The organism is Nocardioides yefusunii (genome assembly GCF_004014875.1).
GTDB classification, from domain to species: domain Bacteria; phylum Actinomycetota; class Actinomycetes; order Propionibacteriales; family Nocardioidaceae; genus Nocardioides; species Nocardioides yefusunii.
This window is the reverse complement of record NZ_CP034929.1, coordinates 2,921,055-2,941,747: the sequence shown is the minus strand read 5'-3', so window position 1 is coordinate 2,941,747 and position 20,693 is coordinate 2,921,055. Positions and strand designations below refer to the sequence as shown.

The window sequence follows — 20,693 nt, the reverse complement described above, 5'->3', positions numbered from 1 at the left end:
CGTCGGCCGCTCCGCTGCGCTGCGCACAGAGGCCGTCGTCGTTCCTCGGCCTTGGCCTGACGCACATCTCACGACGCCTGAGGGGGGAGAAGGCATGAGCATCGAGGACAAGCTCCCCAGTGGCGTCCTGCTGACCACCGTCGAGGGTCTGGCGGGCTACATGCGCAAGGCGTCGTTCTGGCCCGCGACGTTCGGTCTGGCCTGCTGCGCGATCGAGATGATGACGTCGGGTGGCCCCAAGTACGACCTCGGACGCTTCGGCATGGAGGTCTTCCGTGCCAGCCCCCGTCAGGCCGACCTGATGATCGTCGCCGGCCGGGTCAGCCAGAAGATGGCACCGGTCCTGCGCCAGATCTACGACCAGATGCCCGAACCCAAGTGGGTCCTCGCGATGGGCGTCTGCGCCTCCTCGGGCGGCATGTTCAACAACTACGCGATCGTCCAGGGCGTCGACCACGTCGTCCCCGTCGACATGTACCTGCCCGGCTGCCCGCCGCGCCCCGAGATGCTGATCGACGCGATCCTCAAGCTCCACGAGCAGGTCCAGCACACCGCGATGGGCAAGAACCTCGCCGCCGAGACCCTCGAGCGCGAGGACGCAGCCCTCAAGGCCGTCCCGCTCTCGCGGCACGAGGGAGGCCGACGATGACGCAGCCTCCCCAGCAGGGCTCCCCGCAGGGGTCCCCGCCAGAACGTCAGGAACAGACCCGGCGTGCGGTCGGGGTCCGACGCGGCATGTTCGGCGGCCGTGGCACGGGCGACGTCTCCGGGTACGCCGGCCTCGTCCAGCCGGTCCTCGAGCCCGAGTCCGCGCCCCGGCCGTACGGCGGCTGGTTCGACGAGTGCGTCGACGTCCTCTTCGACGTCGTCGGGCCCGACGCAGTGACTCGCGTCGTCGTCTTCCGTGGCGAACTCACCGTGCACGTCCCGCGCGAGCATCTCGTCGCCGTCGCCCGCACCCTGCGCGACGACCCCCGGTTGCGGTTCGAGGTCTGCTCAGGCGTCTCCGGGGTGCACGTCCCCGACGACGCAGGCCGCGAGCACCACGTCGTCACCCACCTGCTCTCCATGACGCACAACCGCCGGGTCCGGGTCGAGGCCACCGCACCCCAGGATGACGCCCGCGTGCCCAGCCTGGTCGGCGTCTACCCGACGGCGGACTGGCACGAACGCGAGGTGTGGGACATGTTCGGCGTCGTCTTCGACGGCCACCCCGCGCTGACCCGGATCCTGATGCCCGACGACTGGCCGGGCCACCCGCAACGCAAGGACTACCCGTTGGGCGGGATCGGCGTGACCTTCAAGGGCGCCACCACCCCGCCCCCGGACCAGCGGAGGTCGTACAACTGATGACACACGCCACCGACGAACCGCTCACCGTCACGGTCACCGGCCAGGACTGGGACGAGATCGCCACCGCCGTCCAGGACCGTCTCCACGACCGCCGCGGAGCCGTCCCCACCCGCGAACGCGTCGTGGTCAACATGGGTCCCCAGCACCCTTCCACCCACGGCGTGCTGCGCCTCATCCTCGAGCTCGAGGGCGAGACCGTCACCGAGGCCCGCTGCGGGATCGGCTACCTCCACACCGGCATCGAGAAGTCGATGGAGTTCCGCACCTGGACCCAGGGCGTCACGTTCTGCACCCGGATGGACTACCTCTCCCCGTTCTTCAACGAGGCCACCTACGTCCTCGGCGTCGAACGACTCCTCGACATCACCGACGACGTTCCCGAGAAGGCGCAGGTGATGCGGGTCCTGCTGATGGAGCTCAACCGGATCTCCTCGCACCTCGTCGCGATCGCCACCGGCGGCATGGAGATCGGTGCGCTGACGGTCATGACGATGGGGTTCCGCGAACGCGAACTCGTCCTCGACCTCTTCGAGACGATCACCGGCCTGCGGATGAACCACGCGTTCCTGCGTCCCGGCGGCGTCGCCCAGGACCTCCCGCACGGGGCCCTCGACGACCTGCGCACGTTCGTCGCGCTAATGCAGAAGCGGCTGCCCGAGTACGCCGCGCTCTGCAACGCCAACCCGATCTTCCGCCGCCGCCTCGACGGCGTCGGGGTCCTCGACCTCGCCGGCTGCACCGCTCTGGGGATCACCGGGCCGCCGCTGCGCGCCACCGGCTACCCATGGGACCTGCGCCGCACCCAGCCCTACAGCGGGTACGAGACCTACGACTTCGACGTCATCACCTGGGACACCGCGGACGCCTACGGACGGTTCCGGGTGCGCCTGGAGGAGATGCAGCAGTCGCTGCGGCTCGTCTCCCAGGCCGTCGACCGGCTCGCCGACCTCGTGGGGGCCCCGGTGATGGTGGCCGACAAGAAGATCGCCTGGCCCAGCCAGCTCTCGGTCGGCGCCGACGGTCTGGGCAACTCCCGCGACCACGTCCGGAAGATCATGGGGGAGTCGATGGAGAGCCTGATCCACCACTTCAAGTTGGTCACCGAAGGCTTCCCGGTCCCGGCCGGGCAGGTCTACGTCCCCGTGGAGTCACCCCGCGGCGAACTCGGCGCCCACCTCGTCTCCGACGGCGGCAAGAAGCCGTTCCGGGCGCACTTCCGGGACCCCTCGTTCGTGAACCTGCAGGGCACCGCGGTGATGAGCGAGGGCGGGACGATCTCCGACGTCATCGTCGCGATCGCCTCCATCGACCCGGTGATGGGAGGCGTGGACCGATGAGCACCGAACCCCTCAGCACCGAACCCCTCAGCACCGAACCGCTCAGCGCCGAGACGGTGGCCGAGCTGGCCAAGATCTCCGCCCGCTACCCGCACAAGCGGTCCGGGCTGCTGCCGATGCTGCACCTCGTGCAGTCCGCCCAGGGCCGGATCACTCCCGAAGGAATCCGGGCCTGCGCCGAGGCCACCGGCACGACGCCCGCCGAGGTGAGCGGCGTCGCGACGTTCTACACGATGTACAAGCGGCGTCAGGTCGGCGACTTCCACGTCGGGATCTGCGTCAACACCCTCTGCGCGGTGCTCGGCGGGGACGAGATCTGGGACGCCGTCTCATCCCACCTGAAGATCGGCCACGACGAGACCGCCACCCGCCGGGGCGGCGACGTCGCGACCGTCTCGCTGGAACGGATCGAGTGCAACGCGGCCTGCGACTACGCACCCGTCGCGACCGTGAACTGGGAGTTCATGGACAACCAGACCCCGGAGTCGGTGCTCGCGTTCGTCGAGGACCTGCGGTCCGGGCGCGAGGTCCGCTCCACCCGTGGGGCCCGGCTGGTGACGTGGCGCGAGGCCGAACGCGTGATCGCCGGGTTCCCCGACGACCTCGCCGACGAAGGACCCTCGGCCGGCCCGGCGTCGGTCCGGGGACGCGAGATCGCCCGTGAACGCGGCTGGACGGCCCCCGAGCCTGCAGAGCCGGGTGAGCAGTCGTGACGACGTTGACGCCCGTCCTCACCGACAACTGGGGCGAGGACCGCTCCTGGACGATCGAGGCCCACGAGGCCCGCGGCGGCTACCGGACCCTCGACACCGCCTTCGCGGCCGGGCCTGACGCCGTCATCGACATGGTCAAGACCGCCGGACTCCGCGGCCGCGGCGGCGCAGGCTTCCCCACCGGCATGAAGTGGGGCTTCATCCCGCAGGGAGCGGACGTCCCCGGCGGCACGAAGCCGAAGTACCTCGTGGTCAACGCCGACGAGTCCGAGCCGGGCACCTGCAAGGACATCCCGCTGATGATGGCCGCGCCGCACACCCTGGTCGAGGGCGTGATCCTGGCCGCGTACGCGATCCGCGCCAACCACGCCTTCATCTACGTCCGGGGCGAGGTCCTGCACGTCATCCGACGTCTCCGCAAGGCCGTCGCGGAGGCCTACATGGCCGGGCACCTCGGCCAGGACGTCCACGGCTCCGGTTGGGACCTCGACCTCGTCGTGCACGCCGGGGCCGGTGCCTACATCTGCGGCGAGGAGTCGGCGTTGCTCGACTCCCTCGAAGGCCGACGCGGTCAACCCCGGCTGCGGCCCCCGTTCCCGGCCCTCGAAGGGCTCTACGCCTGCCCGACGGTGATCAACAACGTCGAGTCGGTCGCGTCGGTGCCCGCGATCGTCGCGAACGGCCCGGAGTGGTTCGCCGCGATGGGGACGGAGAAGTCCAACGGGTTCGGGATCTTCAGCCTCTCGGGCCACGTCGTGAACCCCGGCCAGTTCGAGGCTCCGCTCGGGATCACGTTGCGTGAACTGATCGACCTCGCCGGGGGAGTGCGCCCGGGCCACACACTGAAGTTCTGGACGCCGGGCGGCTCGTCGACGGGCCTGCTGACCGCCGATCACCTCGACGTCCCCCTCGACTTCGAGTCGGTGGCCGCCGCGGGGTCGATGCTCGGCACCCGCGCCCTGCAGGTCTTCGACGACACCACCTGCGTGGTCCGCGCGGTGCTGCGGTGGACGGAGTTCTACAAGCACGAGTCGTGCGGCAAGTGCACCCCGTGCCGCGAGGGAACGTGGTGGCTGGTGCAGGTGCTGAGGCGCCTCGAGGCCGGGCAGGGCAGCGAGACCGACCTCGACCAGCTCCTCGACCAGTGCGACGACATCGCCGGACGCTCTTTCTGTGCCCTGGCCGACGGCGCGGTCTCGCCGATCATCTCCTCGATCACCCACTTCCGCGACGAGTACGTGGCGCACCTGCGTGAGGGCGGATGCCCGTCCGATCCCCGACGCTCCACGGTCTGGGCCCGTGAGGAGGCGCTGTCGTGACTGCGTCCGAGAACGTCATCCCGACCGTGACGCTGACGATCGACGGCGTCACCGTCACCGTCCCGCAGGGGACCCTGGTGATCCGGGCCGCCGAACAGGTCGGGATCGAGATTCCGCGTTTCTGTGACCACCCGCTGCTCGCCCCGGCCGGCGCGTGCCGCCAGTGCTTGGTGGAGGTCGCGACGCCCGGCCCCGACGGCACGATGCGGCAGATGCAGGGCCCACCCGGACGGATGAAGCCGCAGGCGTCCTGCACGCTGGTGGCGTCCGAAGGCATGGAGGTCCGTACCCAGCACACGTCGCCTGGGGCCGAGAAGGCCCAACGCGGCGTCATGGAACTGCTCCTGATCAACCACCCCCTCGACTGCCCGGTCTGTGACAAGGGCGGCGAGTGCCCGCTGCAGAACCAGGCGATGAGCGTCGGACGCTCCGAGTCGCGGTTCGCCGATCAGGGCATGACGAAGCGGACCTTCGAGAAGCCGATCCCGTTGAGCCCGCAGATCCTGCTCGACCGCGAACGCTGCATCGTGTGCCAGCGCTGCACCCGGTTCGCCGACGAGGTCGCCGGGGACGCGTTCATCTCCCTGGTCGAACGCGGTGCGCAGCAGCAGATCGGGATCGCCCCCGAGGCGCCGTTCCTGAGCTACTTCGCCGGCAACACCGTTCAGATCTGCCCGGTCGGGGCCCTCACCTCGGTGGACTACCGGTTCCGGGCCCGGCCCTTCGACCTCGTCTCGACCGAGTCCGTGGCCGAGCACGACGCCTGCGGTGCCGCGATCCGCGTCGACCACCGCCGCGGCAAGGTGGTGCGTCGACTCGCAGGCAACGACCCGGCCGTCAACACCGAGTGGATCAGCGACAAGGACCGCTTCGCGTTCTCCTACACCCGCGCCTCACGCCGGATCACCCACCCGTGGGTCCGCGACCTGCCTGCCGAGGGCTCGGGGCGTCGCAGCCGCGGCGAACTGCGTCCGGCGTCGTGGCCCGAGGCGATCGCCCGTGCCGCAACTGCCCTGCAGGCCGGACCGGTCGGCGTCCTCACCGGAGGACGGATGCCGGTCGAGGACGCCTTCGCGTGGTCGAAGTTCGCCCGCACCGTGCTCCGCACCGACGACGTCGACTTCCGCTCCCGCCCGCACTCCGCCGAGGAGGCGTGGTTCCTGAGCCGGTTCGTCGCCGGGCGTCTCGCCGAGACCCAGGTGCCCACCTACGCCGACCTCGAGGCGGCAGACACCGTCGTCCTGGTCGGGCTCGATCCCGAGGACGAAGCCGGAACGCTCTTCCTGCGGCTGCGCACGGCCGTGAAGGGGTACGGCACCCGTGTGGTGGCGCTCGCGCCGTTCACCACGCGTGGGTTGGCCAAGCTCGACGCCGACGTCCACCACGTCGTCCCCGGACGGGAAGCAGCCCTGCTCGCGACGCTGGACGACCACCTCGCCAGCCCGCAGTCCAGCGGCGTCAGCCTGGGTCGGGGCGACGTCGTCCTGGTCGGGGAACGCCTCGCCACCAGCCCCGGCGCACTCGTCGCCGTCACCGAACTCGTCGCCCGCACCGGCGCTCGACTCGCCTGGGTGCCCCGTCGTGCCGGGGACCGCGGTGCGGTCGAGGCCGGGCTGCTGCCGGGCCTGCTGCCCGGCGGACGACACCTCGAGGCCGCAGCCGACCGAGCCCTGATCGGTGCGGCCTTCGGCGACCTGCCCGAGCAGGTGGGCCGCGATCTGACCGGCATCGTCGCTGCTGCCCGGGCCGAGACGATCACCTCGCTGTTGGTCGGCGGCGTCGACCCCGACGACACCCCCGACCCGTCCGGCTTCCGCACGGCGGTCGCCAAGGCCACCCACGTCGTCTCCCTCGAACTCGCCTGGAGCGACGTGGCACTGGCCGCCGACGTCGTCCTCCCGGTCGCGCCGGTCACCGAACGCGAAGGCACCTTCCTCACGTGGGACGCCCGCGAACGCGGCTTCGAGCAGATCTTCGACGTCCCCGGCTCGCTGCCGGAGTGGCGGGTCCTGTCCGAGATCGCGACCGCGCTGGGACGCCCGTTGGGCTGGGAGAACGTCGACCAACTCCAGGAGGAGATCGCGGCGCTCGGCGGAGCGGCTGCCCCGACCGGGGTCGTCGCTGCGCCACCGCTGCCTGCGCCCGACGCCGGTGGGGGCCACTTCGTGCTGGCCACGCACCGCCAGCTCGTCGACCACGCCTCCCTGCTGGCCGGGCAGGACGCCCTGCTCGCGACGATGCGCCCAGCGGTGGTGGCGATGTCGACCACCGACCTCGACCGGCTCGGTGTCACGCCGGGAGACCTCGTCGACGTCGCCGGTGACCGCGGCGCCTGGACGTTGCCGTGTGCGGTGGCCGACCTGCCCGACGGCGTCGTCTGGATCCCGACCCGTTCCCACGGGCGCGGGGTCTGGGCCGAGCTCGCCGCGCCGGGTCAGGGCGTCGACGTGCGGCCTGCCCGCGTCGCGTCGCCCGTCGTGTCGCCGGACCAGGAGGTGTCGGCATGAACGGCCTCGACCTCTTCGGTCACGACTCCTTCCCCACGGTGCTGCTCAAGGCCGTCGGGGTGTTCCTCGTCCTGGTGCTGCTGACGCTCTTCAACATCTGGTTCGAGCGGCGCGTCGTGGCCCGGATGCAGCACCGGATCGGGCCCAACGTCAACGGCCCCTTCGGACTGCTGCAGTCGCTGGCCGACGGCACCAAGCTGATGTTCAAGGAGGACATCATCCCGAGCGCGGCCGACAAGGTCGTCTTCGTCCTCGCGCCGCTGATCATCGTGGTCCCGGCGTTCGTGACGTTCGCGGTGATCCCGTTCGCCGGTGAGGTGCGGATCCCGTTCACCGACACCGTCACCCCGCTGCAGCTGACCGACATGCCGGTCGCGGTGCTCTTCGTGGTGGCGACGGCCTCGATCGGGATCTACGGGATCGTGCTGGCCGGCTGGTCGTCGGGGTCGACGTACTCGCTGCTCGGCGGGCTGCGCTCCAGCGCCCAGATGATCTCCTACGAGATCGCGATGGGGCTCTCGTTCGTGGCGGTCTTCCTGTTCGCGGGGTCGATGTCGACCTCGGAGATCGTCGAGGCGCAGGACGGGCTCTGGTTCGGGCTGCTCCTGCTGCCGTCGTTCTGCGTCTACGTCGTCGCGATGGTCGGCGAGACCAACCGTGCCCCCTTCGACCTGCCCGAAGCGGAGGGCGAACTCGTCGGCGGATTCCACACCGAGTACTCCGGGATGAAGTTCGCGATGTTCTTCCTGGCCGAGTACATCAACATGGCCACCGTCTCCGCGCTCGCCACCACCCTCTTCCTCGGCGGTTGGCACGCTCCGTGGGGCGTCAGCCACCTGTGGCCCGGCGCCGACGACGGAGCCTGGGGTGCGCTCTGGTTCTTCGCGAAGATGTTCTGCTTCATCTTCGGGTTCATCTGGCTGCGCGGCACCCTCCCGCGCCTGCGCTACGACCAGTTCATGGCGTTGGGCTGGAAGGTCCTGATCCCGGCGTCGCTGGCCTGGATCGTCGTCGTGGCCGGGATCCGTGCGGTCGCCGTCGACGGTGGTTGGTCCCGGACGGTGCTGTTCACGACCGTGTCGGTGCTCGGTGTCGTCGCGGTGGTCGCCTTCCTGGTGTGGCCGCGGCGTCGGGATCGGGTCGAGGTGCCCACCTGCGAGGTCCCGACCCCGGCCGGGCACGACGTCCCGGCGTTCCCGGTCCCGCCGATGCCCGCCGGTGGCCCGGTCCGCGGCGCTGCCGCCCCGCTCGTCTTCGACCCCACGCCCGTGGCGGTTCCCCCAGTCCTCGAGGAAGCGGCAGGTGAGCAGCGATGAGCGAGCAGCAGGAACCACGCGAGTCGTTCACCGACAAGGTCGCCGGCTTCGGGGTGACGTTCACGACGATGTTCCGCGAACCCGTCACCGAGCAGTACCCGTTCGAGAAGCAGCCCACCGCGCCCCGGTTCCACGGACGCCACCAGCTCAACCGCTGGCCCGACGGGCTGGAGAAGTGCGTCGGGTGTGAGCTCTGCGCGTGGGCCTGCCCCGCCGACGCGATCCTCGTGGAGGGTGCCGACAACACCGACGAGGAGCGCTACAGCCCCGGTGAGCGTTACGGCGCGGTCTACCAGATCAACTACCTGCGCTGCATCCTCTGCGGACTCTGCGTCGAGGCCTGCCCGACGCGGGCCCTGACCATGACCAACGAGTACGAACTCGCCGACGACTCCCGCGGCGCCCTGATCTGGACCAAGGAACAGCTCCTCGCCCCGCTCGGCGAGGCGATGGAAGCGCCGCCGCACCCGATGCTGCTCGCCGACGACGCCCAGTCCTACTACCGCGGAGAGTTCGACCCCGCCGCCGTCTCGGCGCTCGCCGAGGAGGCCGTCCGCGACGAGGAGGAGAACTGGTGACCGCCTTCTGGATCCTCGCCCCGGTGATGGTGCTCTGCGCGCTCGGCATCCTGTTCGTCCGCAGCGCCGTGCACGCCGCCCTGCTGCTGGCGGTGGTGATGATCTCGATGGCCGGGCTCTACCTCGGCCTCGAAGCGCCCTTCCTCTTCGTGGTCCAGGTGATCGTCTACACCGGCGCCGTGCTGATGCTCTTCCTGTTCGTGGTGATGCTCGTCGGCGTCGACCACTCCGACGACGCAGGCGAGACGATCCCCGGCCAGCGCGCGGGAGCCGTCGTACTGGGCACGTTGCTGGCCCTGACGTTGGCGATCGGCGTCGCGCAGGTCGGGTTCGGTGCCGCGACCGGGCTGGGGGAGGTGAACGCGGGCGGCAACGTCGAGGCGATCGCCGACCTCCTGTTCAGCCGTTGGGTGCTCGCCTTCGAGGCCACCAGCGCCCTGCTCGTCACCGCCGCGGTCGGCGCGATGATGCTGACCCACCGCGAGGCCGGCCCGCGCGTCACCCAGGCCCGACTCGCCGCCGCCCGGATCCAGGCCTACGCCGAGACCGGGATGCACCCCGGGCCGCGTCCTGCTCCCGGCGTCTACGCTCGCAGCAACTCCGTCGACACCCCTGCGCTGCTGCCCGACGGCAGCCCGGCGCCCGCGTCGGTGCCACGCCCGTTGGCGGGACGTGACCAGGTGCGAGCGGTCGGGCCGGAGGCGGCTCACATCGACGTCGTCCTCGACCAGGTCGCCGGCCGCGTCACGGAGGAGGAGGACTGATGGAGACCGGACCCCTGCTGGTGCTGGCGGCGCTGCTCTTCGCGATCGGAGCGGTGGGCGTGCTGGTGCGCCGCAACGCCCTGGTGGTGTTCATGTGCGTCGAGCTGATGCTGAACGCCTGCAACCTCACCTTCGTCACCTTCGCCCGCCAGCACGGCAATCTGGAGGGGCAGATCGCGGCGTTCTTCGTGATGGTGGTCGCGGCCGCCGAGGTGGTCGTCGGGCTCGCGATCATCATGACCGTCCACCGTTCGCGTCGGACCGCGTCCGTCGACGACGCCCACCTGCTGAGGGGCTGAGGCGGACATGTCCCTTCTTCTGACCGCCGCCGAACACGTGGTGCCCGTCGTCGACCCGACCCCGGCCGAGGGGTGGCTGTCGCTGCTGTGGCTGGTGCCGGCACTGCCGCTGGCCGGCGCGGTGCTCCTGCTGCTGGTTGCCCCGCTGTTGCCCGGCGCTGCGCGGGGCGTGTTCGACCGGGTCGCGCCGTGGGTCGCGACCGCACTGGTGGCGGCGTCGTTCGTCGTCTCGGTGGCGTTGCTCGTCGCGTTGCTCTCCCGCGACAGCGCAGACCGACAGGTCTCCCAACATCTGTGGACGTGGTTCTCCGCAGGCAGCTTCACCGTCGGTTTCGACTTGCTCCTGGACCCGCTCAGCATCCTGTTCCTGTTGCTCGTCACCGGCGTCGCGACGCTCGTCCACGTCTACTCGACCGCCTACATGGCTCACGAAGAACGCCGTCGTCGGTTCTTCGGGTACCTCAACCTCTTCGTCGCCGCGATGCTCGTCCTCGTCCTGGGCGGCAACTACGTGGTGCTGTTCCTGGGCTGGGAGGGCGTCGGGCTGGCGTCGTACCTGCTGATCGGGTTCTGGCAGCACAAGCCGTCCGCGGCAGCGGCCGGACAGAAGGCGTTCGTCACCAACCGGATCGGCGACGTCGGGCTCGCCCTCGGCATCGGTCTGATGGTCGCCAGCTTCGGGTCGGTCGACTTCGCCGCCGTCAGCGCGCTCACCCCGGCGGCCGGGGAGGGGACCATGACCGCGCTCGGTCTGCTGCTCCTGCTCGCGGCCTGCGGCAAGTCTGCGCAGGTGCCGTTGCAGGGCTGGCTGCTCGACGCGATGGAGGGCCCCACCCCGGTCTCGGCGCTGATCCACGCCGCCACGATGGTGACGGCCGGCGTCTACCTGCTGGTGCGTTCCAGCTTCGTCCTCGAGTTCGCCCCCACCGCGCAGACCGCCGTCGTGGTGGTCGCGGTGGTGACGCTGCTCTACGGAGCGGTCCTGGGTTGCGCGCAGGACGACGCCAAGAAGGTGCTCGCCGCCTCCACGATGAGCCAGATCGGCTACATGGTGCTGGCGGCCGGGCTCGGCACTGTCGGGTACGCCTTCGCGATCCTGCACCTGCTCACCCACGGCTTCTTCAAGGCCACGATGTTCCTCGGTGCCGGCTCGGTGATGCACGCGATGGACGACGACGTCGACCTTCGCCACTACGGCGGCCTCGAACGCGTCCTGCCCGCCACCTACGCCACGTTCGCGCTCGGCTACCTGGCGATCATCGGCTTCCCCGGGTTCTCCGGCTTCTGGTCGAAGGACAAGGTGATCGAGACCGCGCTCGCCGAGAACCCGACCGTCGGTCTGCTGGCCCTGCTCGGCGCCGGGATCACCGGTTTCTACATGACCCGGATGTTCCTGATGACGTTCTGGACCCAGAGGCGGTGGCGCGACGGCGTCGAACCGCACGAGTCCCCGAAGGCGATGACCGCCCCGATGATGGTGCTCGCCGTGCTGTCGGTCTTCGGTGGCTTCCTGCTGGTGGGCAACTGGATCGTCGACTTCCTGACGCCGGTGGTCGGGACCGCACCGCACCACGAACTGGCCGTCCCGACCTGGGTGGTGACGCTCGCGGTGACCGTCGTGGTCGCCGTCGGGGTCGCGGCCGCATGGTTCCTGGTCGGGGCCCGACGGGTTCCCGACGTGGCGCCGCGCGGCAACGTCCTGGTCCGGGCAGCACGCGCCGGACTCGGCGTTGACGCAGCCACCGAGGGGCTCGTCGTCGCACCCACCCGTCGCTTGGCGTCGGGCCTGGTGACCTTCGACCGGGCCGTCGTCGACGGAGTGGTCGAGGGCGGCGCGGAGGGTGCCGGGCTCTTCTCGACCCTCGTGCGGAAGGCGCAGAACGGGTACGCCCGCTCGTACGCACTCTCGGCCGTGGGCGGGGCAGTGGCGTTGGTACTGCTGCTGTGGCTGATGGGACCGGGACGCTCATGACCTGCGCATTGAAGGCCGCCGTGACGACCGCCGTGACGACCGACGCGACGACCGCCGTGACGACCGCCGTGACGACCGACGCGATGACGAGGGGAGGACAGCGCTGATGGGTGTACTGACCTGGCTGGTCCTGGTTCCGCTGGTGGGAGCGCTGGTGGTGGCACTCGCCCCGCTCGACGCATCCACGTCCAAGAAGGTGGGGATCGGATTCGGTCTCGCCGCCCTCGTCCTGCCCGTGGTGGTGTGGTTCCGCTACAGCGGCGCTGACGCCGACGCGGGCGGGATGCGGTTCGCCGAGACCCACGACTGGATCACCCTCTTCGGCACCCACTGGGCGCTCGGCGTCGACGGGATCTCGCTGGTGATGGTGCTGCTCACCGCGTTCCTGGTGCCGGTGGTGATGGTGGCGGAGTGGCGTCGGATGGACGAAGGTCGCCCCCGCTCGTTCATGGCCTGGACCCTCGCCCTCGAAGCACTCAGCCTCGTGGTCTTCCTCGCCACCGACGCGCTGCTCTTCTACGTCGTCTTCGAGGCGACCCTGATCCCGGCGTACTTCCTCGTCGCCGGGTTCGGCCGCGAAGGACGCGCCCGTGCCGCCACCAAGTTCCTGCTCTTCCAGCTCGCCGGGGGACTGGTGATGCTGGCCGGGATCATCGGCCTCTACGTCGTCTCCGCCCAGGCGGCGGCACAGTCAGGCAGTCCGGGGGAGACCCCCTCCTACCTGCTCAGCGACCTCGCTGCCCTCGACCTCGACCCCACGACGCAGCGCTGGCTCTTCGTGGCGTTCTTCGTCGCGTTCGCGGCCAAGGCGCCGTTGTTCCCGCTGCACACCTGGCTGGCCGACACCACCGGTCAGGCCTCCGCGGGGACGTCGGTGCTGCTGGTCTGCGTCCTCGACAAGATCGGCACCTACGGGATGCTGCGGTTCTGCCTGGGGCTGCTGCCCGAGGCGTCGGAGTGGGCGACGCCGCTGGTGCTGACCCTCGCGCTGATCTCGGTGGTCTACGGCGCGCTGCTCGCGATCGGCTCCGACGACCTGCTCCGCCTCGTCGGTCTGACGTCGCTGTCGCACTTCGGGCTGATCACCGTCGGGATCTTCGTCTGGTCCCGTCCCGGCGGTTCGGGTGCGGTGCTCTACATGGTCAACCACGGCCTCGCGACCGCGGCGTTGTTCCTCGTCGCGGGCTACTTGGTGCAGCGCACCGGCACCACCTCGATCGCCGCGATGGGCGGGGTGCAGAAGGCGGCACCGGTGCTGGCCGGGCTCTTCGTCGTCGCCGGGATGGCCACCGTCGGGCTCCCGGGCCTGTCGCCGTTCGTCTCCGAGCTCCTCGTCATCGTGGCCGCGTTCGGCTGGGCGTGGTGGGTGGGCGCGGTCGCGGTCACCTCGATCGTGCTGGCCGCCGTCTACGTCCTCTCCGCCTACCGCCGCACCATGACCGGCCCCGAACGGCCTGAGCTCGCGGGCGTCGTCGACCTCTCGGCCCGTGAGGTGTGGGCGCTGGCGCCGGTGCTGGTGGCCCTCGTCGTCCTCGGGGTGCGTCCGGCGCCGGTCCTCGACCCGGTCGACGAGAGCGTCGACCGTCTCTTCACCAGCGTCGGTGTCGTCGATGATCGGCCCGACGTCACCCGTCCCGACCAATCAGCCGAGCAGGCAGCCGAGGCCGAGGAGGTCGCCCCGTGAACGACGTCGCCGAGTTCGCGAAACCGTCGCTGGAGTACGGCCACCTCTCGCCCCTGCTGATCGTTCTGGCCGGAGCGTTCCTGGCGGTGCTGGTGGAGGCGTTCGTCCCGCGTCCGCGCAGGTTCCTTGTCCAGACGCTGCTCACCGCCGTCGTCCTGGTCGCCGCGATCGTGGCGACGCTGGCGGTCTCCCTCGACCTGCCCGAGGCCAGCGGCGTCGACGTGTCGGGGCTGAGCGCCTCCGGCGTCGTCGGGGCGATGGGGTCGTTGGCCCTGGACGGCCCGACGTTCTACCTCTGGGGACTGCTGCTGGTGCTGGCCCTGCTCGGCACGGCGCTCTTCGCCGACCGCAGCGTGGGCGGTCTGAGCAGCTTCGCCGGACAGGCCGCCGTCGCGCCGCAGGACGAGCACGACCAGCCTGCCGCCCGGGCCCGGTGGGAGCAGACCGAGGTGTACCCGCTGCTGCTCTTCGCGGTCGCCGGGGGACTGCTGCTGGTCGCCGCCCACGACCTGCTGGTCCTCTTCATCGCCGTCGAGATCCTGTCCCTGCCGCTCTACCTGCTCTGTGCGACGGCTCGGCGTCACCGCCTGCTCAGTCAGGAAGCGGCCCTGAAGTACTTCCTGCTCGGTGCGTTCGCGTCGGCGTTCCTGCTGATGGGGATCGCGTTCACCTACGGCATCGCCGGTTCCACCACCTACGACGCCGTCGCGGTCGCCGTGGCGGGGGAGGGCGAGGCGGGAGCGCCGGACCGGGTGCTGCTGCTCGCCGCGATCGGTCTGCTGCTCGTCGGCCTCGGGTTCAAGGTGGGCGTCGCGCCGTTCCACGCCTGGACGCCGGACGTCTACCAGGGAGCGCCGAGTCCGCTGGTGGCCTGGATGGCCGCCGCCACGAAGGTCGCCGCGTTCGCTGCGCTGACCCGGTTGCTGCTCAGCGCCTTCGGTTCGGTGCGCGACGACTGGACGCCTGCGGTCGCGGCACTCGCGCTCGTGTCGATGGTCGTCGGCACCCTCTTCGCCCTCACCCAGGATGACGTCAAGCGGCTCCTGGCGTACTCCTCGGTGGCCCACGCCGGGTTCCTGATGGTGGGTCTGCTCGGCAAGCCGTCGAACGAGGCCGATTCCACCGGACTCGGTGTCACCACCGCGGTCCTGATCTACCTGACCGCGTACGCGCTCACCACGGTCGGCGCGTTCGCGGTGGTCTCGACGGTGCGCGAGAGCGGTGCCGACGGAGCGGCTGGGGCCGAGGCGACGTCGTTGCAGAGCTGGCGTGGTCTGGGGCGGCGCGCCCCGTGGACGGCGGCGGCGTTCGGGTTCCTGGTGCTGGCCCTGGCCGGGATCCCGTTGACGTCAGGGTTCGTCGGGAAGTGGGCGGTCTTCGAGACGGCTGCGAGCGACGGTCACTGGGTGGTCGTGGTGGTCGCGGTGCTCACCAGTGGGGTCGCGGCGGCGTTCTACGTCCGGGTGATCGGGCAGATGTTCTTCGCCGAGCCGCTGCCCGTCGCCGTGGTTCGGGAGACGGCCGGAACCGACATCGGGGGTGGTGGCGACACCTCGGTGAGCGTGGCCACCCGCCCTGTTGTGACGCAAGGGACTGAAGTGACGGTCCTGCCGATGACGTGGTTGACCGGGTCCGTGATCGTGGTGGCCGCGGCCGCCACCCTCGTGCTCGGCGTGCTTCCGGACCCATTGGTCGATCTCGTGGGGCGTGCGGGAGAATGGATCAGGTGAGCACTGACGCAACTGCCGGACTGGCCCTCCCCGTCGTCGACGAGGCATTGGCTGAGCGCCTCAAGGAGCGCCTCGCCACGGTCGAGGAGATGCTGGCCGGGTACACCCAGGCCCGCACCACCTACGTCTCCGAGGCTGCGGCTCACCTGATGTCCGCCGGCGGCAAGCGGTTCCGTCCGCTGCTGGTCCTGCTGGCCGCTGAGACCGGCCCCAACCCGGCGGCCGAAGAGGTCTTCAAGTCCGCCTGTGTCGTGGAGTTGACGCACGTCGCGTCGCTGTACCACGACGACGTGATGGACGAGGCCCCGTTGCGTCGTGGTGCCCCCACCGCGAACGCCAAGTACGACAACAACACCGCGATCCTCGTGGGCGACTTCCTCTTCGGACGCTCCTCGGAGCTCACCGCCGACCTCGGTCCTGAGGCCGTCCGGATCCAGGCCCGCACCTTCACCGAGCTGGTCGAGGGTCAGATCCTCGAGGGCGTCGCGCCGGCCGAGGGCACCGACCCGCTGCAGCACTACCTCGAGGTCGTGGACGGCAAGACCGGTTCGCTGATCGCCACCTCGGCCCGCTACGGCGCGATGTTCGCCGGCGCTTCGGAGGAGGTCGTGGAGGCCCTGGCCGCCTACGGCACCATCGTCGGCTCGGCGTTCCAGCTCTCCGACGACATCCTCGACATCGCCTCCGACTCCGAGGACTCCGGCAAGACGCCCGGCACCGACCTGCGCGAGGGCGTCCCGACGCTCCCGACGCTGATGGCCCAGGCCTCCACCGACCCGGCCGACGACCGCCTCAAGGCGCTGCTCGCCGGTCCGATCACCGACGAGGACGAGGTCGCCGAGGCGCTGACGCTGCTCCGCGCGCACCCCGCGATGGAGCGTGCCCAGGCCTACGTCCAGGACCAGGCTGAGCAGGCCAAGGCGCTGCTGAAGGTGCTGCCTGAGGGCGGCGTCCGTGAGGCGCTGGAGACGTTCGCCGACGTGGTGGCCTTCCGCTCCTCCTGATTCACCGCAGACTCCTCGAGGGTCCCGTCCCGCCGTCGTGGTGGACGGGACCTTCGTCGTTCCACGACTGCAGCGTGCAGGTCACGCTCCTGAGGTATGGCCGCGTCGCGTGGCCGCTGCCAAGGTGGAATCCGTGCAGATCAAGGGCAGCCCGCGTCCCCCGGCGCCTGCGCAGACCTTCCAAGGTCAGGCGCAGGCCTTCGCCGCCGCGCAGCAGGCGCCTCCGGCGACACCTACCGCAACGCGCACGCCGTCGGGTCGGCTCGCGGCCCTGGGGCACTTCCTGGTGTTCCTGATGTGCTGCGTTCTCGTCCTCGCCGCCTGCGCGTTGGTCTGGGGCGCGATGCTCCTCGCCGCGTGGATCGGCCCGTGGTTCCTGCCGACGCTGGTGACGCCCGCGGCGGTCATGGTCGCGGTGCTGCTGCTGGCCCGCGCTCGCCCCTGAACCTCTGCGGACGAGAACGACGCAGGGCCGGCTCCCCGAGGGGAGCCGGCCCTGTCGCACTGTGCGCGCGCAGCCCGCGGACGGGCGACGTCGTGCGTCAGCGGTAGTTCTGGTAATGACCCCGCCTGAACCCGATCTGATCGCCAACGGTGAGAAGTGGCTCTGACCTGTGGTTATGCGGTTCTGGCTTGATGGGTGTTTGGGGTGCTTGATGAATCTTTTGCGGACTCTGTGCGGACTGGAGGCGCCGCGGCGCGGGTCACTCGTTGATGGTGCGGCCGTGCTCGCGTGCCCAGGCCACGACGTCGGCGCGCTCCCAGATCTTCCCGGCCTTGAGTACGGCGACGGGATCGGGGAAGTCGTCCCCCTCGGTGAGCTGGTGGACCCGCTGTCGGGACACGTTGAGGAGCTCTGCGATCTCGGCGGCGCCGGCCAGGTTCTCGGGCATGGCCCGATTCTGGCAAACCCCTTGACGAGCGACAAGGGTTCCGTCAATCTAGGTCCTACTTGACGACCGTCGAGGACACGGGATCTAGGGGACCTCGCATGATTACTGCCGCAGCTGCCGCCGACACCTTCACCGACTTCCGTCCTGTGTGCCCGGAGTGGTGCTCGACGCCGGGCGAGCACGAGGCGCGGGACTTCCGTGTGTGTCCGGGCGATGACGAGGGCACGGTGCAGGTGCTGCTCAGGCACGTTGGGCCGCGGTTCGGTCCGTTCCAGGGGCAGGGCGAGGGCGATCTCGTGTCCGGTGCGATGACGCTGACGATCGAGAGCAACCTCGAGGTCCTCAGGCTGGCTGGCTTGAGTGCTGAGTCGGGCGTTCTCCTGGATCTGGCTGACAACGCCGCATCGGCGGCACGCTGGTTGGAGTCTCAGTCCTGAGGACGAGGTGCCGAGGAAGCGCAGTGCCCCACCCGTCACGGGTGGGGCACTGTTGTACTTGGTTCAAGGAACGAGAGAGGAAGCGGACGTGGGCACAGAGCGGGTTGATGTCCCTGAGGCGGAAAAGGTCCAGATGCATGGGCGGAGCATGGCAGCGCGACAGTCGGCAGGCGAGACCGTTTCAACTCTCGGGGTGCACGCAAGAAAAAAATCCCGTGTGAGAAATGGTCGAGGGCGGGGTCAGCATGCGAGGTTCACGCTTAAAAAGTCGGGCAGATCGCCGCGGGAGGTGTGTCCGGGTGCGTGCCTGCGTGCGTGAACGCGTGCCTGCAGCGTGTCGCGGTGCGACTTCTGCATTGCGGCTGAGTCGGGCCGAGGCTGGCCGTGCCTGCCGGCGAGGTCGGCTCTCCTTGGGACTCGCGCTGGCTGAGCCTCGCCCTGGCCGGAGTGGGCTTCAAGGGGCAGCAAGCGAGCCCCCGAGGCAACGTCGGAGACGCTGTCTCGGGGGCTCGTGACCCTGCTCATGGCCATCACACCGACCCGGCCGGGATGGAAGGGATGCGCCGTCGCAGAGCGCTCCCGGACGGGCCTGAGCAGGGAGTCAGGGGGTGGAGGAGGGGCCCTCCGCAGGGGTGGCGGTCCCGGGGAACCACTCGGGCACGAGTTCGCCGGGAGTGAAGACGGCCTGCTCTCCGGTCTCGGGGTGCGTGTAGGTCACGTGGTGCTGGAAGCAGCCTCGGGGCGTGTGAGCCTGTGCCGGGTCCGGTTCCCCGTCGAGGTAGAAGACGGTGGCGGGATCTCTTCGGTGCTCCCCGCCGTCTATGATCAGGGGTTTCTTGCGGCTGGGCATCAAGCCCCCAGAAGAGCGCGGTGCACGGAGAACGCGCTGGAGCGTGCCGGCTGGATGTCGCCGCGCCAGTGGGCGACGATGCCGACCTGGCCGTTCTCGGCGTAGCGCTCGGTGAGGATCTGGATCTTGATCCCGCCGAGGCGCTGGCCGATGAGGAGCTGGGACCAGTTTCCGGCGAACACGTCCGTGGCGGTGGTCATCGTGCCCTTGGTGTAGGACGGGATCTGGTTCGTGACGAAGCTCGGGACAGCCTTGACCGCGTCGGGGACCTGCAGGGGCTGGCCGTCGGTGGCAGTTGCCTTGGCGTACTGGCGGGCCACCTTGGAGTTCCAGAGCAGTCCAGTGGGGGTCTCGTTGCCGTCCTGCACCGTGAACAGGAGATCGATGATCTCGCTCCAGAACGTCGCGGCCGTCTGCGTGGTGCCGTTCGCTGCAGCGGTGCCGAGCACGTTGGCGGGCCGGTTGGCGTTGAGCGCGGCCAAGACACCGCGAGGGTTCGGGGGAGTGGCGAGGTTGATGGCGCCGGCGCCCGTCGTGATGCCGCCATAGAGGCCCGCGACGTCGATCGTGTTCGCGATGGACTGGGAGATGGCCTGCTCGATGAGCTGCTGGCCCTCCTGAGAGTCGTCGAACCACTCGAGAGATGCCACGGTGAGCGCGCTGGCGGTCTTCGCGGTCAGGGTCACGTTGTCGAACGTCGGGTCTGACGCGGTGATGGTGGAGCCCTCGGTGCGGAATCCCGACGTCGGGTCGGAGAGCAGGCGACCGATCTCGACGGTCTTGGTCTCCATCGGGATCAGGGTTGCCCCGGCCTGACCGAGTGCAGAGAGGCTGCGTGCCTGGTCGATGATGGTCGCGGACCAAGAGGTCGGCACGACAGCCGCGCCGCCTCCGCTGGTGGCCAGCGCGCGGACGAAGGAGCCGACGTTCTCATGCGCGCTCATGACGGCCGAGTCCTGGCGCGTTGGCGCGAACTGGGCGACGCGCTGCGTCAGCGTCTCGCCGGAGCGCAGCGCAGCCGGGGCACCCGTGTCGGTGTTGATCCAGGCGCCTCGGGTTCCGAGCTCGGCGGGCGCGCCGGCACCGGAGGCCAGAGAGGGCGAGGGAGACGCGGGTACGCGAACCTCGGCGCGGGCCGTGGCCAGGGCGTCATCCGCGGCGGCGGCCTCGAGGTCAGCGATGGTCCGCTCGATGCCACGCGCCTCGGAGTCGATCTGGCCCTGGCGCTGGCGCAGTTGGGCGACACGCGCTTCGTCGGAGGGCGCGGCGGTGCCGCGCTCGGCGATCTGGGCCAGCTCGTGGACGTTGGTTGCCCGCTCGTTCAGCAGGGACGCCAGCGCGGAGCGCTTGCGGGTGATGAGTTCGTGCAGGGTCATGGGCCCTCGTTTCGTGTGGAGGAGTGAATGAGGTTCACCAGCCAGCGGCCGGCGACCTTGCTGCCTCGCAGGCTCCCGGTGGTGATCCGCTTGCGGACTGCCCTCTCCGAGATGCCCAGCAGGCGTGCCGCCTCTGCTGTTGAGGACCACGGTTGTTCAGCCAAGGGGGTTCTGTCTGCACGAGGTTCCGGAAGCGGAACCGAGGCGCCGACCGACTTGGCCATGCCCGCGGCGTGCTCCAAGTCGCGAGCCCACGGGAGTGCTCCCTGCCCGCGCCACTGCAGTGCGCTGTCGGTGCGAGCAGCTAGCGCCGCGAGGTGTTGCAGTTCGGGCCCGTCGATGATCGCGACGACGCGGCCGTCCATGAGGTGGGGGCGGATCACCTGCGCGGCCTCGGCGGTCGGTGATCGCAGGCCGGGCAACACGGTCCCTTGCCCGTGAGCCGGAGCGTGTCGCACGAGCTCCAGGGCGACCGACACGAGCAGCAGTCGGTTCGGGCCAGGTGCGGCCGGCACGCGAGGCAGGGACGGGGACGCCCTTCGGCGTCCTCTCCTAGCCAGC

At 70.2% G+C, this 20,693-nt stretch carries 19 protein-coding genes; 16 read left to right on the top strand and 3 right to left on the bottom strand.

The window, feature by feature from the left end; genetic code table 11:
• The first annotated feature begins 94 nt into the window (after positions 1–94).
• The 15 genes from EOV43_RS13535 (at position 95) to EOV43_RS13460 (ending at position 17,021) form a co-directional block, all read left to right on the top strand.
• Entirely contained in the window at positions 95–649 is a 555-nt protein-coding gene (locus tag EOV43_RS13535; protein WP_128221763.1) for a NuoB/complex I 20 kDa subunit family protein, read from the top strand.
• Positions 646–1,350, top strand: coding sequence for an NADH-quinone oxidoreductase subunit C (locus EOV43_RS13530; protein ID WP_128221762.1), 705 nt, complete (start codon positions 646–648; stop codon positions 1,348–1,350). Before EOV43_RS13535 ends, EOV43_RS13530 begins: the two co-directional genes overlap by 4 nt.
• On the top strand, positions 1,350–2,690 hold the full coding sequence (locus tag EOV43_RS13525; protein WP_128221761.1) for an NADH-quinone oxidoreductase subunit D: 1,341 nt from the start codon (positions 1,350–1,352) through the stop codon (positions 2,688–2,690). Before EOV43_RS13530 ends, EOV43_RS13525 begins: the two co-directional genes overlap by 1 nt.
• Positions 2,687–3,403 (top strand): NADH-quinone oxidoreductase subunit NuoE, encoded by a 717-nt coding sequence (nuoE, locus tag EOV43_RS13520; protein WP_128221760.1) that lies wholly within the window; start codon positions 2,687–2,689, stop codon positions 3,401–3,403. The genes EOV43_RS13525 and nuoE overlap by 4 nt, the downstream gene beginning before the upstream one ends.
• Positions 3,400–4,722 carry an NADH-quinone oxidoreductase subunit NuoF gene (nuoF, locus tag EOV43_RS13515; RefSeq protein ID WP_128221759.1) on the top strand — a complete coding sequence of 441 codons (1,323 nt, stop codon included), beginning with the start codon at positions 3,400–3,402 and terminating at the stop codon, positions 4,720–4,722. The genes nuoE and nuoF overlap by 4 nt, the downstream gene beginning before the upstream one ends.
• Entirely contained in the window at positions 4,719–7,229 is a 2,511-nt protein-coding gene (locus tag EOV43_RS13510; RefSeq protein WP_128221758.1) for an NADH-quinone oxidoreductase subunit G, read from the top strand. The genes nuoF and EOV43_RS13510 overlap by 4 nt, the downstream gene beginning before the upstream one ends.
• Positions 7,226–8,545 (top strand): NADH-quinone oxidoreductase subunit NuoH, encoded by a 1,320-nt coding sequence (gene nuoH, locus EOV43_RS13505; RefSeq protein WP_128221757.1) that lies wholly within the window; start codon positions 7,226–7,228, stop codon positions 8,543–8,545. The genes EOV43_RS13510 and nuoH overlap by 4 nt, the downstream gene beginning before the upstream one ends.
• A complete protein-coding gene (gene nuoI, locus EOV43_RS13500; protein ID WP_128221756.1) occupies positions 8,542–9,123 on the top strand; it encodes an NADH-quinone oxidoreductase subunit NuoI in 582 nt (193 codons plus the stop codon). The genes nuoH and nuoI overlap by 4 nt, the downstream gene beginning before the upstream one ends.
• Positions 9,120–9,887 (top strand): NADH-quinone oxidoreductase subunit J, encoded by a 768-nt coding sequence (locus EOV43_RS13495; protein WP_128221755.1) that lies wholly within the window; start codon positions 9,120–9,122, stop codon positions 9,885–9,887. The genes nuoI and EOV43_RS13495 overlap by 4 nt, the downstream gene beginning before the upstream one ends.
• Positions 9,887–10,186 carry an NADH-quinone oxidoreductase subunit NuoK gene (gene nuoK / locus EOV43_RS13490; protein WP_128221754.1) on the top strand — a complete coding sequence of 100 codons (300 nt, stop codon included), beginning with the start codon at positions 9,887–9,889 and terminating at the stop codon, positions 10,184–10,186. Before EOV43_RS13495 ends, nuoK begins: the two co-directional genes overlap by 1 nt.
• Positions 10,187–10,193: 7 nt before the next feature.
• Positions 10,194–12,158 carry an NADH-quinone oxidoreductase subunit L gene (gene nuoL, locus EOV43_RS13485; protein WP_206611331.1) on the top strand — a complete coding sequence of 655 codons (1,965 nt, stop codon included), beginning with the start codon at positions 10,194–10,196 and terminating at the stop codon, positions 12,156–12,158.
• A 106-nt stretch (positions 12,159–12,264) separates the two neighbouring features.
• Positions 12,265–13,842, top strand: coding sequence for an NADH-quinone oxidoreductase subunit M (locus tag EOV43_RS13475; RefSeq protein ID WP_128221752.1), 1,578 nt, complete (start codon positions 12,265–12,267; stop codon positions 13,840–13,842).
• Entirely contained in the window at positions 13,839–15,572 is a 1,734-nt protein-coding gene (nuoN, locus tag EOV43_RS13470) for an NADH-quinone oxidoreductase subunit NuoN (protein WP_128221751.1), read from the top strand. The genes EOV43_RS13475 and nuoN overlap by 4 nt, the downstream gene beginning before the upstream one ends.
• On the top strand, positions 15,560–16,576 hold the full coding sequence (locus EOV43_RS13465) for a polyprenyl synthetase family protein (protein ID WP_128221750.1): 1,017 nt from the start codon (positions 15,560–15,562) through the stop codon (positions 16,574–16,576). The genes nuoN and EOV43_RS13465 overlap by 13 nt, the downstream gene beginning before the upstream one ends.
• Positions 16,577–16,709: 133 nt before the next feature.
• A complete protein-coding gene (locus tag EOV43_RS13460; protein WP_128221749.1) occupies positions 16,710–17,021 on the top strand; it encodes a hypothetical protein in 312 nt (103 codons plus the stop codon).
• Positions 17,022–17,280: 259 nt separating this feature from the next.
• Here the strand turns inward: EOV43_RS13460 and EOV43_RS13455 are convergent, their stop codons facing one another.
• A complete protein-coding gene (locus EOV43_RS13455; RefSeq protein ID WP_128221748.1) occupies positions 17,281–17,469 on the bottom strand; it encodes a helix-turn-helix transcriptional regulator in 189 nt (62 codons plus the stop codon).
• Between the two features lie 98 nt (positions 17,470–17,567).
• On the opposite strand from EOV43_RS13455, the gene EOV43_RS13450 reads away from it, so the two are divergent.
• Positions 17,568–17,906, top strand: coding sequence for a hypothetical protein (locus EOV43_RS13450; RefSeq protein WP_128221747.1), 339 nt, complete (start codon positions 17,568–17,570; stop codon positions 17,904–17,906).
• Positions 17,907–18,755: 849 nt separating this feature from the next.
• Here the strand turns inward: EOV43_RS13450 and EOV43_RS13445 are convergent.
• Both EOV43_RS13445 and EOV43_RS13440 read right to left on the bottom strand, forming a co-directional pair.
• Entirely contained in the window at positions 18,756–20,132 is a 1,377-nt protein-coding gene (locus EOV43_RS13445) for a phage major capsid protein (protein WP_128221746.1), read from the bottom strand.
• Positions 20,129–20,647 (bottom strand): helix-turn-helix domain-containing protein, encoded by a 519-nt coding sequence (locus tag EOV43_RS13440; protein ID WP_128221745.1) that lies wholly within the window; start codon positions 20,645–20,647, stop codon positions 20,129–20,131. Before EOV43_RS13440 ends, EOV43_RS13445 begins: the two co-directional genes overlap by 4 nt.
• Between the last annotated feature and the right edge of the window lie 46 nt (positions 20,648–20,693).